Raw genomic sequence first — 18,636 nt, forward strand, 5'->3', positions numbered from 1 at the left:
CAGGAGTAGAGAGATCAATCATAAGAACACCACCTAAGATGATTATACAATACAAAAAAGCGATAATCATCAAAGATGATTAATCGCCATGGACAAAATTTATTTTGTCCTTTTTTTATCATGTTTATGATTATTGATTAAGGGAATTCACGAACTCACTGGTTAATATTTGATGAATATATTAAAAAATTGTGGTAATTAAGGAGATTTATCATATAGTATATAGAGGTGGGTTTATGAGTCATAATATTAGAGAGATCTATACAAAAGCGATTGTGGCTAAAGGCAAAAAATTATCTAGGAATACTTACAATTTTACTTTGAGTCATTTACCTGATGATATACTGGGGTGCTGGATTACTAATCATCACTATGAAGCCGCTATTAAAAATAAGATTCCTAAAATTGTTGGTACTTTTGATATTCACATTTGGTACAGTTATCATGATGAAATGGATTCAATTGTAGAAAAACATCAGGTCACTTATATTGACGACATGCAGGTTACTAAAAAGGAAGATCGTGAATTTGAAAATAGTGATCAGGTCAAAGGGAGATGTTTAGAAAAGCCAAAATGTTTATCGGCTACGCATGCATCAAAAGAAGTGACAATTGAAATTGAAAAAGAAATGCAAATTGAAATTAGTGGAGAAACATGTATTAAAGTAGAAGTGAAAGATGAAGAAGAAATTTGGGATGATTTAGAAGATATTGAAATCAATCCACATTTTATTAAAGGCTAGTATAGGAAGATGCTTTTTGCATCTTTTTTTGTATGGAATCTTTTCTTTATTTTACAAAATATGCTATAATGTGGAAGTTATAAAGGAGGAATATTATGAAGCAAAAATATTCACCAATGATGATGCAATACTTGGAAATTAAAGAACAGAATCAAGATGCTATAGTGATGTTTCGTTTAGGTGATTTCTATGAAATGTTTTTTGATGATGCTATTGTTGTATCTAAAGCATTGGATTTAGCTTTGACTGGAAAAAATGCTGGGGTTAAAGAAAGAGTTCCTATGTGTGGAGTTCCTTTTCACTCAGTCAGTGGCTATATTCAAAAACTTATTGATTTAGGACATAAAGTAGCAATTGTAGAACAATTATCTGAACCTGGAAAAAAAGGTATTGTCAAACGTGGCGTTGTTCAAATTATTACTCCTGGAACGATTATGGATACGTCTTTAAATGAAAAAAGAAATAATTATATTGGGGCTTTAGGTATTTTTGATTTTAACTATACTTTGGCTTATTGCGATATTTCAACAGGTGAATTCTATGTTGTCAATATTGATAAAAAGGAACATGTTCTTAAAAACTATATTGATTCTTTAGGGTTGAAAGAAATTGTTGTTCAAGATGATTGGACAATGGATGGTTTATTTATTTCACATTTTGATAATGATAAATTTAATGAAAACTATAAAAAAATCTTTGATTCAATAACTGATCTAAAACAAATCAAAATATGTTCTTTATTATTAAATTATATGTTGGATACTCAAAAAAGAGAGTTAGAACATATACAAAAAATTCAGGAAGTAAAAACTGAAGATTATATTTATATGGATTCTTATACAAAGAAGTCATTAGAATTAATAAAGAATTTAAATAATGAAAGTTATGGGACTTTGCAATGGTTATTAGATGATACAAAATCAGCAATGGGTGGTCGTTTATTAAGACAGTGGATTGAAAGACCATTGGTTAATCAGGAAAAAATTGAAAAACGTATGGATATCATTGAAATATTAATTGATAATTTCATTGAACGTGAAACTATTAAAGATATTATTAATGATGTATATGATTTGGAAAAATTAGCTGGACGTATTGCTTTTGGAAATGTTAACGCCAGAGATTTAAAATGGATTGCTTCTTCTTTAAAGGTGATCCCAGAATTGAAGCATCAGCTTTTATCATTAGATCATCCTTATACGCATGAATTGGCGAATCAACTCATAGATTTATCACATTTAACCCAGACCATTGATGAGGCCATTATTGATAATCCTCCATTGACATTAAAAGAAGGTGGATTGATTCGCTCAGGTTATAATCAGGAATTAGATGAATTGAGATATATTCGTGAAAATGGAAAACAATGGTTAAGTGAATTTGAAGCTAAAGAAAGAGAAAAAACAGGCATCAAAGGCTTAAAAATAGGTTATAATCGTGTTTTTGGTTATTATATTGAAGTCACAAAAAGTTATTTACCAATGATTAAAGATGAGTTTGAATATACACGTAAACAAAGTATTTCTAATGCTGAACGTTTTGTGACACCAGAGCTTAAAGAAATGGAAGCTAAGATTTTAAGTGCTAATGATAAAATTGTTGCGCTAGAATATGAAATTTTTGTACAAATGCGAGAATATATTAAAAAAGATGTCCATTTGATCCAAGATGTTGCCGCAGTAATTGCACAAATTGATGTCTATCAATCCTTGGCCTCAAAAGCAAGTGCATATGGATATGTCAGACCAACTTTTAATCAAAATCATACTTTAAATATTGTCAATGGCAGACATGCAGTGATAGAACAAGTTATCTCTCGACAAAATTATGTACCTAATGATATTCATATTCCTGAAGATCAATCTATTCTATTGATTACAGGACCTAATATGGGTGGTAAATCTACGTATATGCGACAAATTGCATTAAGTGTGATTATGGCACAAATTGGTTCTTTTGTTCCAGCAGATGAAGCGAATATGCCTATCTTTGATCAAATTTTTACCCGTATTGGTGCTAGTGATGATTTGATTTCTGGACAATCAACTTTCATGGTAGAAATGCTTGAAGCAAATAATGCTTTACGTTATGCAACCAAAGATTCATTAATTATTTTTGATGAAATTGGTCGTGGGACAGCAACTTTTGATGGTATGGCCATTGCCCAATCCATTATTGAATACATTGCAACATCAATACAATGTATAACTCTGTTTTCAACACATTATCATGAACTGACAATGATGGATGCATCTTTCCATATTCAAAATGTACATGCCAGTGCTTCAATAGAAGATGATCATATTGTTTTCCTTTATAAGATTAAACCAGGGAAAAGTCATCGTTCTTATGGTATTAATGTTGCTCAATTAGCGAAGTTACCAGAAGAAGTTATCCAACGCTCTCAAGTGATTTTAGAATCTTTAGAAAATAATAATATTGAAAAAGTTATTAGTGAAAAAAAAGAACCTCAAATGATTACAAAAGAAAGTGCAGTGGAAAAAGCATTAGAACGTATTGATCCAATGTCATTATCTCCATTAGATGCTTTAAGTACATTAATTGAATTAAAAAAATTATTATAGTGAGGTGAGAAAATGGGGAAAATCAGACAATTAGATGATATTCTTTCTAATAAAATAGCGGCTGGGGAAGTTGTAGAAAGACCATCAAGTGTCGTCAAAGAACTGGTTGAAAATAGTATTGATGCCGGTGCTTCAAAAATTGATATATTCATTGAAGATGGTGGTATGCAAAAAATAAAAGTTTGTGATAACGGAGAAGGCATGGAAGCAGTGGATGCACATTTGTGTTTTTCTAGGCATGCGACAAGTAAAATTAAGGATGATCGAGATTTATTCAATATTATGACATTAGGTTTTAGAGGAGAAGCTATTCCTTCTATCGCCTCAGTCAGTCGCTTTGATTTAAGAACTTCAACGGGCTTGCAGGGAACATCTATTGTTTATGAATTTGGTAAGTATCAGCAAGAGGAAGTTTGCGACTTGCCTAAAGGGACACAAATCACTGTTACGAAACTCTTTCAAAATGTTCCTGCCAGATTAAAATATTTAAAATCTGTTAATAGTGAATTTGCGGCTATTCATCAATATGTAGAACGTATGGCATTGGCTTATCCTAAAATAGCTTTTCATCTTTATCATAATGATAAGGCTATTTTTCAAACGAATGGAAAAGGACAGCTCTTAGAGGTCATTGCTAATATGTATGGAATTGCAACAGCTAAAAATATGTTGCCATTGCATCTGCAGACTGATGAATTTCAAATAGATGGATATATCAGTAAAATAGATACATCACGTGCATCTAAAGCTAATATTATTACTTTGGTTAATCATCGTTATGTTAAAAATGTCATGAGTATAGATGCTATTAATAATGCCTATCGTTCTTATTTGGCTGATAATCGTTACCCTATTGCTGTTGTCAATATTGAAGTTGATCCTTATTTGGTTGATGTCAATGTTCATCCATCTAAATTAGAAGTTCGTTTTTCTAAAGAATATGAATTAAGAGATTTAATTTATAATGGTGTCAGTGAAACATTGAGACAGGTCGATTTAACATATGAAGCTAAAAATAAGCAAACAGAACGAGAAACTTTCAAACCACAATTAGATCAAATGACATTGCCAATTTCAGAAGAACCGCCAATTCAAGAAAAAACTTTATGGACTCAGTCAGCTGTTTCAAAAGACAATCATAGTGTTGAAGAACCTGTTTTGGCATATCAAAGTCAAGAGGTGCAACAGGATGTTATCATACCTGAAAATCCACAACCTATGATGAAGGAAGAAAAAATAAAACCTATAAAGGAAAAAATATATGCGAAAGTACAGATTCATGGAACTTATTTGATTGGTGAAAATGAAAAAGGAATGTATCTGGTTGATCAGCATGCTGCTCAAGAAAGAATTAATTATGAATATTATAAAGATAAATTTGCCAATCTTGATTTGACAATGCAACCATTGATTGTTCCATTACAATTTGAATATCCAATGAGTGAATTTCTTATTTTAGAAGAAAGAAAAGAGATGCTAGAAAAAGTAGGTATCCATTTAGAAGTATTTGGGCAACATGGTTATATTGTAAGAAGTTTACCACTATGGATGAAAAAAATTGATGAGAATGTATTTGTAGATGAAATGATTCAAGAAGTTTTGCATAAAAATCATTTAGATGTTGTTGCCTTGCAAGATCATGCGATTGCAACACTTAGCTGTAAAGCATCATTAAAAGCGAATACGTATTTATCACAAGCGGATATGCAGACTATTTTTGATAATCTTATGCGATGTGATAATCCATATGTTTGTCCACATGGTAGACCAACAATTATTTTTTACAGTAGTTATGAATTAGAAAAATTATTTAAGAGGGTGGTTTAATGCGTAAAAGTATTTTTCGTTTAGTCTTAGAATTTCTTTTAGGTGGTGCTGTTATTATGCTTACAACATATCTATTTCCAGAAGTGTATGTGAAAAACTTTGGTGTTGCTTGTTTGATTGCTATTGTTTTAGCTTTGTTAAATACGTTTATTAAACCTCTATTAACTTTTATAGCTTTTCCTATCACATTATTAACTTTAGGATTGTTTCAGTTGATTATTAATGGTTTTGTATTAGAAATAGCTGAAATGATTTTGGCTCCAGATTTCTATATTCCTTCTTTTGGTCTCACAATTATTATATCGGTTATCATCTCTATTTTATATAGTTTACTGGGAATTGGTAAAATCAATGAATAAAGTGATTGTTGTTGTAGGACCAACAGGTGTAGGAAAAACAAGAATGGGAGTTGCTTTAGCAAAATATTTCAATGGTGAAGTGATTAGTGGAGATTCTATGCAAATCTATAAAGGAATGGATATTGGTACGGCTAAAGTGACTCATGAAGAAATGCAGGGAATTGTTCATCATTGTATTGATATGTTAGAGCCGGATGCTTATTATAGTGTGAAAGATTTTCAAACTCAGGTTAGAAAAACGATTGATGAAATTGTCCAAAGAGGAAAAATGCCTATTATTGTTGGGGGGACTGGTCTTTATATTAAAGCGGCCTTATATGATTATACTTTTAATGATACAGAAGACCATCATGAATTCTTTAGAAAAAAATATGCTCATTATAGTCACGAAGAACTCTATGAATATTTAAAATCAATAGATCCTAAGAGTGCTTTGGAGCTTCATCCACATAATCGTCAACGTGTTTTACGTGCTATTGAAATATATGAGCAGACTGGTCAAAGAAAAAGTGAAATTATTGATGCTCAACAACATATTTGTTTTTATGATGCCTATTTTGTTGGCTTGACTATGGAAAGAGAATGCCTATATGAAAGAATTAATCAACGTGTTGAATCTATGAAGCAACAAGGATTAGAACAGGAAGTTTATCAATTATATCAAACCGGATTGACAAGGGAAAATCAAAGTATGAAAGCTATTGGATATAAAGAATGGTTTGATTATTTTGATCAATTGATTAGTCGTGAGGAAGTGTATGAAAATATCAAAAAACATTCACGACAATATGCCAAAAGGCAATATACATGGTTTAGAAACCAATTTCCTGTTCACTGGTATGATGTGGATTTAGATTGTTTTGATCATACGATTCAATCAGTGTGTGAACAAATCAATAAATGGACTCTTGTATGAGTCCATCTTTTTATATGATAAATATGATATAAGGAAAAAGTAAGCATTGATAGATAGCTTTTTAAAACATGAAATCTATCTTATGTTATAGAGTTTCTTTGTTTTTGAAAAATGAAAATGATAAAAAATGTACAATTTTATTAGAATAAAATTGTACATTTTTAAGTTGTATTTGATATAGGATTGTTGATGATAAGGTTTTATGCTTTTATTCAATGGATTGAATAAGAAAGTTATCATGATCATTTTGATGCAATATTTCATCGTTTGTATTTGATTGACGGTATTGTAGAGGTGTTAAACCAAGAGTTTTTTTAAAAATTTGCGCAAAATAAGATTGAGAAGAAAATCCAACTGCTTCAGATATTTCTGAGATAGATAGACTGGATGTTCTTAAAAGTGATTGACATTCTTTAATGCGTCGTTCAATAAGATATTGAATAGGTGAAATATGCATGTATTTTTTAAACTCATGAGACATGTAATATTTATTCATTTTCATATATTGAGCAAGAGATTCAAGTGTTATATTATTTGCATAATTTTGATCAATATATTGACAAATCATTTTTATTTCACGTCTTATAGGTAATGAAGATTGATGCGAATGAAGTTGAATGTTGAGCTTTCTAATGATTTTAAGTAATAAAAGTTCTAATAGTTTTTGACAGACAGTATCATATCCTATTTCTTTATTTTTACTTTCAACTAATAGATGCGAAAAATAATAACGAATATCACCACTATCCTTATTAAAGTTTTGATAAATAAAATGTGGATTGATTTCATCTATTTGAAATAATAAGTCTTTTACACCTAATACAACATATTCCAAAGGTTTATCTTCTTGCGAATTCTCATAATGGTACACATTAGGAAAAACAACAATGAGATCATTTTCTTTAATGGGAAAGGTTTTATTTTCAACGGTGAATTTGCCTCTTCCATTCAAAACAAAAAAAATTTCTGTAAAAGGATGAAAATGTTTTAAAGATTTCCAATCACTTCCGTATTTAGAATGCGAAATATACATTAATTGTGATTTATGGTCAAAGAATTGATCATCAACGATATTGATACGATTACTGCTCATATTATATTCCTCTCTTTAGCTTCCTTTTTAATTATATCGCATTTTTAAATAATAGCAAGATATATAAAAAAATAAACAATTTCGATATAGATAAAACGCTTACATTTATATATATTGTTATTAGAAAGATATCATGGAGGAGGAAAATAACAGATGAAAATGAAAAGAATGTTATCTTTAGGTCTTTCATTATTAATGTGTGCGACATTAATTACAGGCTGCAGTAATAATAGTAGTACATCTAGTAATGAAAGTAAAACTTTAAAAATCGCCGGATTAGATGGTGGTTATGGAACAAAAGGTTGGGAAGAAGTTATTAAAAAGTTTGAAGAAAAAACAGGTGTTAAAGTAGAATCTACATTTGATAAAAAAATTAGTGATGTTTTAAGACCAAAAATGACTTCTGGAAAAGATGTTCCTGATATTATTTACTTAAGTGTTGGAGCAACTGGGGGATTAACTGATACACTTATTAAAGAAAAACAAATTGCTGATATTTCTGCGTTATTGGATGAAACAGTTCCAGGTGAAGACGTGAAAGTGAAAGATAAAGTTTTAACATCATTTGTTGAAGGAGCAACTGCTGATCCTTATGGTGATGGAACTTTACGTTTAGCACCACTTAATAATGCACCTTGTGGATTATTTTATAATGCTGGATTATTTAAAGAAAAAGGTTGGGAAGTACCAACTGATTGGGATGGAATGTTTGAATTAGGAGAAAAAGCAAAGAAAGAAGGAATTTACTTATTTACTTATCCAACTGCTGGATATTTTGATGCGTTCTTTACTTCTTTATTAAATGCAACTGCTGGCCCTGAAGTTTATGCTAAATTAATTGCTTATGATACAGAAGCATGGAAACTTCCTGAAGTTAAAGAAGCATTTGAAATTGTTGGAAAATTAAAAGATTATACATTACCTACAACAGTAGCAAATGCTAATGGTGATAATTTTGTTAAAAATCAACAAGCCGTTATTGATGGAGATGCATTATTTATTCCTAATGGAACTTGGTTACCTGGTGAAATGGCAGCAACGACACCTGAAGGTTTCGAATGGGGTATGACTGGAATTCCAGCTGCTAAAGCTGGTGGAGATTCTTATTCAACAAACTTTGTTGAACAAATGTATGTTCCTGAAAAAGCTGAAAACAAAGATCTTGCATTACAATTCTTAGCTTATTGTTATAGTGATGAAGCAGCAGACTTATTCTATAAATATGGTGCTTTAGATGAAGAAGCAATGAAAAAGAATGATGATGGTAAAGAAGTTTATAAAGCAGGATATTTAATTCCTATTAAAGGCTCTGAAAAGAGAGTAGCTGAATCAGATACATTTATGTATACATTATCTGAAAAAGGTATAAAAACAAATAGTGCAACATTCATGGCTGCTGAAGCTGTTGAAGGTGTGACTTTAACAGGTGAAACTGGTATTTTATTTGGATCAGTTAACTCTGTAATGAACGGAGATAAATCTGTTGATCAATGGTATCAAGAATCTGTTGATGCAGTTGCAAAAATCGCAGAAGCAAATGCAAAAGCAGACAAATAGTCAAAAAATATAGAAGGTAGGCGGTGGGAAAATCGCCTACCTTTTAAAGGAGGTATTTTATGAATAAAACTAAGGAAAAAAGACGTTTTGTGATTTTATGTCTTGCTCCAGCAGTTATTTTATTTGCTATATTTATGATTTATCCTACAATCAATGTCTTTTTAATGTCGACATTAAAATGGGGTGGATTTTCAGATATCAAAGAATTTGTCGGAATTAATAATTTTGTCATTTTATTTCAAGATATGAATTTTATTCGTGCGTTCCAAAATACAATATTTGTCATTGTCGTTGTGACAGTTTTTACTCTTGCTTTAGCCATTTTATTTGCTGCCATTTTGGTAAGAGAGAAATTGAAAGGTCAGAATTTCTTTAGGGTTATTTTCTATATTCCTAATATATTATCTATTGTCGTTATTGGGGCCATTTTTAGTGCTATCTACGACCCTTCAACAAATGGATTATTGAATAGCTTTCTGAGTCTGTTTCATGGAGAAGGTTGGATTGGTGTCCAATTTTTAGGTAATCAGTCTATTGTTATGTATTCCATTGCTTTTGCTTTAATATGGCAGGCTATAGGTTATTATATGGTTATGTATATGGCAAGTATGTCATCTATTCCAGCCCATTATTATGAAGCTGCTGAATTGGATGGATGTGGTAAAATCAAACAATTCTTTATGATTACGCTTCCTTTGATTTGGACAAATATTCGTACAACATTAACATTTTTCGTTATTAGTACAATTAACTTGAGTTTTTTACTTGTGCAAGTTATGACAACTGGAGGACCAGATGGAGCAAGTCGTGTTTTATTATTCTATCTTTACGATCAAGCATACAATAATGCAAGTTATGGATATGGTATGGCCATTGGGGCTGTAACATTCTTATTTTCTTTCTTATTAAGTGCTACGATTAATAAGATAACTGAACGTGATGAATTGGAATACTAGGGAGGTAGACATATGAAAAAAATGAGTACAGAAAAGTTATATAAAATATTTGTCTATGTAGCATTGATTTCTTTGGCTATTTCTATTATTGTTCCTGTTGCCTGGGTGTTTGTTTCTTCATTAAAAACAAACGCAGAGTTTCAAGGGAGTCCATGGACGTTACCAATGAGTTTTTATTTTCAAAACTTTATTGATGCTTTTGAAAAAGCACATATGGCTGAATATTTATTGAATTCTGTGATTGTAACAGCATTAGGTTTGATTTTACTGGTTATCATTGCTTTACCGGCTTCTTATGTTCTAGCAAGATTTGACTTTGCTGGTAAGAAAATTATTAATACTTTATTTATGGCAGGACTTTTTATTAATGTTAACTATATTGTGGTGCCTATTTTCTTGATGTTATTAGATTGGGATGATGTGATTTATAATTTATTTGGTCAAACTTTCTTTTTGGATAACATATTTGTTTTAGCAGTTGTTTATGCTTCTACAGCTTTACCATTTACTATCTATTTATTAAGTGGTTATTTTAAAACATTACCAAAAGCTTATGAAGAAGCAGCATTTATTGATGGATGTGGTTATTTTAAAACTTTAATTAAAGTTATGGCTCCAATGGCTAAACCAAGTATTATTACTGTTATTCTATTTAACTTTTTAGCTTTTTGGAATGAATATATCATCGCTTTAACATTAATGCCTGGGGCTTCAAAAACTTTACCAGTAGGGTTAGTCACTTTATCTAAAGGACAGATGGCGGCTGCCAATTATGGACAATTATATGCGGGTCTTGTGATTGTCATGTTGCCTACATTAATATTATATATCTTAGTTCAAAAGAAATTAACGCAAGGTATGACGCTTGGCGGATTAAAAGATTAGAGGTGTGAAAGTATGAGTCAAATAACAAAAAATATTATCGCAATTGTTTGTTTTGTTGTTTCCTTTGTTTTAGTCTGTTATGGTCAAAGTCTGGTGGGATATACAGGTTTAGTTTTAGAGTTGATTGGTTTAGCAGGACTATTGATCTTGCTGTATATGTACAATAAAAAATATAAGTAGGAGGAATTATATGGCAACACTATCTTTAAAACATATTGATAAAATATATGATAATCAGGTACAGGCGGTTTTTGATTTTAACTTAGATATTGCCGATAAAGAATTTATTGTTTTTGTAGGACCATCTGGATGTGGAAAATCTACAACATTAAGAATGATTGCAGGATTAGAAGATATTTCTTCTGGAGAACTTTATATTGATGGTCAATTGATGAATGATGTAGCACCTAAAAATCGTGATATAGCAATGGTGTTTCAGTCTTATGCATTATACCCTCATATGACTGTTTATGATAATATAGCATTTGGATTAAAAATTGCAAAAGTTCCTAAGGATGAAATAGATAGACGTGTAAGAGCAGTAGCAAAAGCGATTGATATCGAACAATATCTAGATCGAAAACCAAAAGCATTATCTGGTGGACAAAGACAGCGTGTAGCATTGGGAAGAGCAATTGTTCGTGAACCAAAAGTCTTTTTAATGGATGAACCATTAAGCAATCTTGATGCAAAATTAAGAGTACAGATGAGAGTTGAAATTTTAAAAATTTATCAACAATTAGGAACAACTTTTATTTATGTCACACATGATCAAACTGAGGCGATGACAATGGGAACAAGAATTGTTGTTATGAAAGATGGTCGCATTCAGCAGGTTGCAGCCCCAACATTTTTATATGAACATCCAATTAATAAATTTGTAGCTGGATTTATTGGAAGTCCGCAAATGAATTTTAGAGATGGAAAAATCGTTGAAAGAGAAGGCAAAATGTATATTGAACTTTCAGATATCAGTTTGGAAATTCCTGAAGATAAAGGAACAATATTAAAAGAAAAAGGATATATAGGTAAGGTTGTCACAATGGGCATTCGTCCAGAAGATATATCAACACATCCTCATTATATCATGTCACATCCTGAATCATCATTTCAAAGTGAAATAGATGTTGTAGAATTAATGGGTGCAGAAAGCTATATTCATATGACAAAAGATAATCAGCCATTTGTGGTGAAAGTTCCTGGAAGTACCGCTTTAAGAACTGGGGATCAGGGATCATTTACATATTTGATGAATAAAGCACATTTCTTTGATAAAGAGAGTGAATTAAATATATTAGAAAATGGAGAAAAAGAATCATGAAAAATTATGGACGACTTACACTCCCTACTGATTTAGATGTTATTGATGAAACAATAGCACTTAAAGAAAGTCTAGGAGCTGATGCAATTAGAGATTGTGATGGAACGCAAATGCCACAAGAATTGTTGGATATGGATGCAAAGGTTTATGCTACTTATTATACAACAAGAAAAGATAATGAATGGGCACTTGCGAATCCTGAAGAAATTCAACAAGAGTATCTTATAACAGATCGTTATACAGCAAAACAGTCATCTTTAACAATTACTTTAATGAAAGGATTCCATACTGAACAGTTAAAGCCTAATTTTATTGATGACCCAAAAGTTTGGTGGGAAGTTATTGATCGTACGACAGGAGAAGTTATTTCACCTGATTGTTGGGAATACGATCAAGATCAAGGAACTGTTACAATACAAACAATCCCATATCATGTATATACAGTCAGTTTTTTAGCATTTTTAATTTGGGATCCTGTTCATATGTATAATTTTATAACAAATGACTGGAAAGATGCCCCACATCAATTGACATATGATGTGAGACAACCGAAAACACAAAAATATGTAAAAGAGAAATTGAAAAAATTCTGTGAAGATCATCCTCAAGTTGATGTTATTCGTTTTACAACTTTTTTCCATCAATTTACTTTAACTTTTGATGAACAAAAAAGAGAAAAATTTGTTGAATGGTTTGGGTATAGTGCTAGTGTTTCACCTTATATTTTAAGAAAATTTGAAAAATGGGCAGGATATAAATTTAGACCTGAATTTATTGTTGATCAGGGATATCATAATTCATTGTTTAGAGTTCCATCAAAAGAATTTAAGGATTTTATTGAGTTTCAACAGCAGGAAGTTTGTCAACTGGCTAAAGAACTTGTAGATATTGTTCATAGTTATGGAAAAGAAGCTATGATGTTTTTAGGAGATCATTGGATTGGGACAGAACCATATGGTCCTTATTTTGAATCAATAGGACTTGATGCTGTTGTAGGCTCTGTAGGTGATGGAGTAACGATGAGGATGATTTCGGATATTAAAGGTGTTAAATACACTGAAGGACGTTTACTTCCATACTTTTTCCCAGATGTTTTCTGTGAAGGTGGCGATCCTATTGGAGAAGCTCATAATAATTGGCTGAAAGCACGTCGTGCTATTTTACGTAGTCCATTAGATCGTATTGGTTATGGAGGATATTTAAAGCTGGCGTTAGAATGGCCTGGATTTATTGATACAATTAAACATGTTGTAGATGAATTTAGAGAAATTCATCAGACTATTCAGGGAACTCAAGCATATGTATCTCCATTTAAGGTCGCTATTTTAAATTGCTGGGGAGCATGTAGAAAATGGATGAATAATCAAGTTCATCACTCAATTTGGTATCGAGAAATTTATTCTTATGTAGGAATTATTGAATGTTTAAGTGGTATGCCAATTGATATTGAATTTATTAATTTTGAAGATGTAAAAAAGGGTGCATTAGATCAATATAAAGTTATTATTAATGCAGGAGCACAATATACTTCATGGTCAGGAGCTGAGAATTGGATTGATGAAGAAGTTGTTACACGTATTAGAAAATGGGTAGATCAAGGTGGTGGATTTATCGGTGTCGGTGATCCAACAGCTTATCAATATCAGGGACAATTTTTCCAATTGAGTGATGTTTTAGGTGTTGATAAAGAAGTTGGTTTTACTTTGAGTCATGACAAATATAATCAAGTGAATTCAAATCATTTCCTATTAGAAGATATTGATGAAGAAATTGATTTTGGAGAAGGAATGGATGGAATTTATGCTCATGGTGAAAATTATCAAATTTTGAGTCAACATCATGGTTATGCACAGCTCGTTACTAATATTTACGGAAAAGGACGAAGTGTCTATTTTGCTGGATTGCCTTATTCACCACAAAATTGTCGTTTATTATTACGTGCTATTTATTGGGCTGCTGGTAAAGAGAGTGAAATGAAGAAATTTTATGTAAGTAATGTGAATACAGAAGTCGCTGCTTTTGAAAAAGTAGGAAAAATAGCTGTTATTAACAATACAACAGATTCACTATCAACGGATTTATATATTCATGGTGAAAAAGTAGAAACATTAGATTTAGAACCAATGGAATTAAGATGGGTAGAAATTTAAGAGAGGAGAATAATACATGGAAAAACCAGTTCTTGTCATTATGGCTGCAGGATTGGGAAGTAGATATGGTGGATTGAAACAAATAGATCCTGTTGACCAAGATGGACATATTATTATTGACTTTTCTCTTTTTGATGCCAAAAGAGCAGGATTTGATACAGTTGTTTTTGTCATTAAAAAAGAAAATGAAGACATTTTCAAAAATACGATTGGTAAACGTATAGAAAATATAATGCATGTTCATTATGCTTTTCAACAGATTGATGATTTGCCAGAAGGGTATCAGGTGCCTGATGGACGTTATAAACCATGGGGAACAGCACATGCACTTTATTGTTGTCGTCAATGGATTCATGGACCTTTTGCAGTGATCAATGCGGATGATTACTATGGCTTTGAATCTTTTCAAATGATTTATAATTATTTGGCTGGTCATCAAGATGATGAATTGTATCGTTTGGCTATGGTAGGTTACTGTATTGAAAATACGCTGACTGAAAATGGAACAGTAGCACGAGGAATTTGTGAAGTTGATGAACAAAATTATTTATGTAGCATTACTGAGCGCACAAAAATTAAAGCTGATTTAAATGGTGCAATGTATCAGGAGGATGACCAATGGTTTGCAGTGCCTAAAGGAACAATTGTTTCTATGAATTTATGGGGATTTAGTCAAAAAATCATTGAAGAAATTGCTCAGGGATTTCCAACATTTTTAGATCAGAATTTAAAATATAACCCATTGAAATGTGAATATTTTATTCCTGATGTTGTGAGTAGATTATTGCAGGAAAAAAAGGCAACTGTACAAGTTTTAAAATCACCTGCTAAATGGTATGGTGTCACATATAAAGCTGATAAGCCAGTTGTGGAAGAAGCGATTCAACGTATGAAAAAGCAGGGCTTATATCCTCAAAAGTTGTGGGGTATTTATGATGAATAATCATTTGAAAGTAAAAGAAGTCATAAATCAATTTGATTTTTCAGGCGAATTATTTACAATAGAACCATTTGGTAGTGGACATATTAATGATACTTATTTAGTTAAATTTAAAATAAAACATATGGGCATTGTTCCTGTTATTTTACAACGCATGAATACAAAAATTTTTATAAATCCTGAACAATTAATGGAAAATATTTTAAATGTTACAGCGTTTTTAAGAAAAAAAATTATTGAGAATGGTGGAGATCCAGAAAGAGAAACACTTACTGTTATTTTGGCAAAAGATGGAAAACCTTATTGTAAAGATAGTGATGGCGATTACTGGCGTGCTTATCATTTTATTGTTGGGGCAACGGGTTATGATGAAGTCAGAACAGAAGAAGACTTTTATCAAAGTGGTTTAGCTTTTGGAAAGTTTCAAAACTTACTGAGTGATTATCCTGCGAGCACTTTACATGAAACAATTGCTGATTTTCATAATACAAAAGCTAGATTTGAAGTGTTTAAAACAGCAGTAGAAGAAGATAAAATGCATCGTGCAAAAGATGTGCAAGATGAGATTCAATTTATTTTACAAAGAGAAGATATAGCAAATATATTAACAGAAATGCAAGAAAACGGGGAACTTCCATTACGTGTAACTCATAATGATACAAAATTAAATAATATTTTGATTGATGATAAGACACATGAGGGCATTTGTATAATTGATTTAGATACAGTGATGCCTGGGTTGGTTGTTAATGATTTTGGTGATTCTATTCGTTTTGGTGCAAGCACTGCTTTAGAAGATGAAAAAGATTTATCAAAAGTTGAGTGTGACATGCATTTATTTGAAATATATACAAAAGGATTTCTTGAAGGTTGTCAAGGGAAATTGACATTATCTGAAATTAAAGCTCTTCCTATTGGGGCAAAAGTGATGACATTTGAATGTGGAATGCGCTTTTTGACTGACTATTTGCAAGGTGATACTTATTTTAAGATTCAATATCCAACACATAATTTAGTTCGTTGTCGTACTCAATTAAAACTGGTGTCAGATATGGAAAAGAAATGGGATCAGATGAATGAAATAGTAGCAAAGTATACAAATTAAGAAAATAAAAAAACATCTATTGTTTTGATTGATGATAAAACGATAGATGTTTTTATTTTTTATTAAGTTCTTTAAGGTGATGAGTTCTTCCGTGTTTAAGTATACGACGATAGTTTTCAGCAAGTGCTTTTTCATAAGAACTTGTCATCCATGGAATATAAAATTGTTCTTTTTTGATTGGGTCAGGAAGATATTGAATATATTCCCAAAGTTCAGGACGATTATAATTATATTTTTCATCTTCTTCAAGTCCTACAGGTGTTAATCGTAAATAGTTTGGTGCTGGATAAGGATGTTTAGCTAAAGATGCTAAAGCAGCATCAATAGCTGCTTCAGATGACTTCGATTTTGGTGATAGGCATAAATCAATAATAGCGCTTGCGATAGGAATGCGTGCTTCAGGGAAGCCAATAACTTTAGCTGCCTGAAAAGCGATGACGGTACGCATGCAGGCATTTGGATTGGCTAAACCTATATCCTCATATGCTGTTGTAATAACTCTTCTTTCTAAAGATTCTATGTCACCAGCTTCTATTAATTTTCCTAGATAGTACATTGCACCATTAGGGTCACTACCACGTATAGATTTTTGTAAACCACTTAATGTATCATAATATTGATCTTCATCTTTATCAAATTGAGCATTAGCCTTAAATAAAGATTTTTGAACAGTATCTAAAGTAATAAGTGAATCCTCAGAAAGAATGGTGCTGATTTCTAAGCAGTTATAAGCATAACGAATATCACCACTACTTAATTGAGCAATATATGATAAGACACCATCTTCAACTTGATATGCATTATTCAAACCATTTTCTGCAGTTAAAGCACGGTTTAATCCAAGAATAATATCGTCTTGACTTAAAGGTTTAACTTCTACTATCTGACAACGCGAACGAATGGCAGGATTGATAGAATGATATGGATTTGCTGTTGTACATCCAGCAATAATAAGTAATCCATTTTCAATATGGGGTAAAAGGTGATCTTGTTTATCTTTATTAAGACGATGAACTTCATCAATAATGACAAAGAGTTCACCGGAAAGTTTTGCTTCTTCAATGATTATATCCATTTCTTTTTTGTTTCCAGTGGAAGCATTAAAAAGGCGATATGGAATATTTAAATCGTTAGCTAGAGCTGATGCAATTGTTGTCTTTCCGCATCCAGGTGGACCATAAAGAATAGTCGACATAGGATGTTTCTTTTTAACAAATTGAGAAAATAAAGCATTTTCTCCGACTATATGTTTTTGACCAAGAACATCTTTTAAAGATGTTGGACGCATACGATGTGCTAAAGTTGTTGCCATAAAATCTTTCCTTTTTCTATGATTTTGATATAATGATTATAGCATTTTTCAAGGTATAAGGATAGGTGAAAAATGCGAAAATGAAATTTGTTGTGGATATTGACAATAAAAATATTTTATAGAGAAATGTACTCAATTGATTTGAATTAATGCAAAATTGGGTTTTGATTATAGGGTTTGTATCTCATTAATGGAGATACAGGAAAATGGAGGATATAATGAAAGTTGTCGTTCAAAGAGTTAAAGAAAGCAGTGTTACAATTGATGGGAGTGTATATGGACAAATACAAAAAGGATTTATGGTTTTGGTAGGTTTTTGTCAAGATGATACAAAAGAAATTGTCGATAAGATTGTTGATAAAATGCTTGGCTTACGCGTTTTTGAAGATGAAAATGGGAAAATGAATCTATCTTTGCAAGATGTTCAAGGGAGTATTTTATCTATTTCTCAGTTTACATTGTATGCGGATTGTAAAAAGGGAAGAAGACCTAGTTTTATTCATGCTGCAAAACCTGAATATGCTATACCATTGTATGATTATTTTAATGAAAAGATTAAAGAACACGGGATTGAGTTGCAGACAGGTGTATTTGGGGCTGATATGAAAGTTTCACTTATTAATGATGGACCAGTAACAATTATTTTAGATAGTCAGGAAATTTGTAAGTAAATTTATATTATAAATAAGAAAATTGAATGTTTTAAAGGAAAAGACGTTTATTTTCTAAGAAAAATGTGATGATTAAACCATCAAAAAACAAAAAAACGAAAAAAAGTAAAAAAAAGACTTGCAAAGGTAGAGGATAGATGGTATTATAGATGAGCACTCGACGAGAGGGCACAGGGACATTGAAAACTGAACAGTAAACACGTCAATAAAGATAGG

At 31.4% G+C, this 18,636-nt stretch carries 16 protein-coding genes; 14 read left to right on the forward strand and 2 right to left on the reverse strand.

Features of this window, described 5'->3' with window-relative positions:
- Positions 1 to 236 precede the first annotated feature (236 nt).
- The 5 genes from cotE to miaA all read left to right on the forward strand — a co-directional run bounded on the left by cotE (position 237) and on the right by miaA (position 6,430).
- Positions 237 to 743 carry an outer spore coat protein CotE gene (cotE, locus tag B5E79_RS11740; RefSeq protein WP_087244206.1) on the forward strand — a complete coding sequence of 169 codons (507 nt, stop codon included), beginning with the start codon at positions 237 to 239 and terminating at the stop codon, positions 741 to 743.
- A gap of 95 nt (positions 744 to 838) precedes the next feature.
- On the forward strand, positions 839 to 3,328 hold the full coding sequence (gene mutS, locus B5E79_RS11745) for a DNA mismatch repair protein MutS (RefSeq protein WP_087298157.1): 2,490 nt from the start codon (positions 839 to 841) through the stop codon (positions 3,326 to 3,328).
- Positions 3,329 to 3,340: 12 nt separating this feature from the next.
- Entirely contained in the window at positions 3,341 to 5,155 is a 1,815-nt protein-coding gene (gene mutL / locus B5E79_RS11750; RefSeq protein ID WP_087298158.1) for a DNA mismatch repair endonuclease MutL, read from the forward strand.
- Positions 5,155 to 5,514 (forward strand): phage holin family protein, encoded by a 360-nt coding sequence (locus B5E79_RS11755; protein WP_087244209.1) that lies wholly within the window; start codon positions 5,155 to 5,157, stop codon positions 5,512 to 5,514. The genes mutL and B5E79_RS11755 overlap by 1 nt, the downstream gene beginning before the upstream one ends.
- A complete protein-coding gene (gene miaA / locus B5E79_RS11760) occupies positions 5,507 to 6,430 on the forward strand; it encodes a tRNA (adenosine(37)-N6)-dimethylallyltransferase MiaA (RefSeq protein WP_087298159.1) in 924 nt (307 codons plus the stop codon). The genes B5E79_RS11755 and miaA overlap by 8 nt, the downstream gene beginning before the upstream one ends.
- 208 nt (positions 6,431 to 6,638) lie before the next feature.
- On the opposite strand, the gene B5E79_RS11765 is transcribed toward miaA, so the two are convergent.
- Positions 6,639 to 7,523 (reverse strand): AraC family transcriptional regulator, encoded by an 885-nt coding sequence (locus B5E79_RS11765; RefSeq protein ID WP_087298160.1) that lies wholly within the window; start codon positions 7,521 to 7,523, stop codon positions 6,639 to 6,641.
- Between the two features lie 153 nt (positions 7,524 to 7,676).
- Here B5E79_RS11765 and B5E79_RS11770 point away from each other — a divergent pair, with 153 nt between their 5' ends.
- From B5E79_RS11770 to B5E79_RS11800, 8 genes are read left to right on the forward strand one after another with little or no spacing between them, the layout of a single operon-like run.
- The gene (locus B5E79_RS11770) at positions 7,677 to 9,080 is read left to right on the forward strand and encodes a carbohydrate ABC transporter substrate-binding protein (protein ID WP_087244212.1); all 1,404 of its coding nucleotides are present in this window, start codon (positions 7,677 to 7,679) and stop codon (positions 9,078 to 9,080) included.
- Positions 9,081 to 9,139: 59 nt separating this feature from the next.
- A complete protein-coding gene (locus tag B5E79_RS11775) occupies positions 9,140 to 10,036 on the forward strand; it encodes a carbohydrate ABC transporter permease (protein ID WP_087298161.1) in 897 nt (298 codons plus the stop codon).
- 12 nt (positions 10,037 to 10,048) lie between these two features.
- On the forward strand, positions 10,049 to 10,921 hold the full coding sequence (locus tag B5E79_RS11780; protein WP_087244214.1) for a carbohydrate ABC transporter permease: 873 nt from the start codon (positions 10,049 to 10,051) through the stop codon (positions 10,919 to 10,921).
- A 12-nt stretch (positions 10,922 to 10,933) separates the two neighbouring features.
- Entirely contained in the window at positions 10,934 to 11,101 is a 168-nt protein-coding gene (locus B5E79_RS13590; RefSeq protein ID WP_164483503.1) for a DUF6903 family protein, read from the forward strand.
- A 10-nt stretch (positions 11,102 to 11,111) separates the two neighbouring features.
- A complete protein-coding gene (locus tag B5E79_RS11785; RefSeq protein WP_087298162.1) occupies positions 11,112 to 12,242 on the forward strand; it encodes an ABC transporter ATP-binding protein in 1,131 nt (376 codons plus the stop codon).
- Entirely contained in the window at positions 12,239 to 14,392 is a 2,154-nt protein-coding gene (gnpA, locus tag B5E79_RS11790; protein ID WP_087298163.1) for a 1,3-beta-galactosyl-N-acetylhexosamine phosphorylase, read from the forward strand. Before B5E79_RS11785 ends, gnpA begins: the two co-directional genes overlap by 4 nt.
- A 16-nt stretch (positions 14,393 to 14,408) precedes the next feature.
- On the forward strand, positions 14,409 to 15,335 hold the full coding sequence (locus B5E79_RS11795; RefSeq protein ID WP_087298164.1) for a nucleotidyltransferase family protein: 927 nt from the start codon (positions 14,409 to 14,411) through the stop codon (positions 15,333 to 15,335).
- Complete coding sequence (locus tag B5E79_RS11800; RefSeq protein ID WP_241147496.1) at positions 15,325 to 16,437, forward strand: phosphotransferase enzyme family protein; 1,113 nt, start codon at positions 15,325 to 15,327, stop codon at positions 16,435 to 16,437. Before B5E79_RS11795 ends, B5E79_RS11800 begins: the two co-directional genes overlap by 11 nt.
- A 52-nt stretch (positions 16,438 to 16,489) precedes the next feature.
- Here B5E79_RS11800 and B5E79_RS11805 read toward each other — a convergent pair whose 3' ends face one another.
- Positions 16,490 to 17,749, reverse strand: coding sequence for a replication-associated recombination protein A (locus B5E79_RS11805; protein ID WP_087298166.1), 1,260 nt, complete (start codon positions 17,747 to 17,749; stop codon positions 16,490 to 16,492).
- Positions 17,750 to 17,967: 218 nt separating this feature from the next.
- Between B5E79_RS11805 and dtd the strand changes: the two genes are divergently transcribed.
- On the forward strand, positions 17,968 to 18,420 hold the full coding sequence (dtd, locus tag B5E79_RS11810; protein ID WP_087298167.1) for a D-aminoacyl-tRNA deacylase: 453 nt from the start codon (positions 17,968 to 17,970) through the stop codon (positions 18,418 to 18,420).
- Positions 18,421 to 18,636 lie beyond the last annotated feature (216 nt).

It is taken from the genome of Massilimicrobiota sp. An134, assembly GCF_002160815.1.
Lineage (GTDB): Bacteria > Bacillota_I > Bacilli_A > Erysipelotrichales > Coprobacillaceae > Allocoprobacillus > Allocoprobacillus merdigallinarum.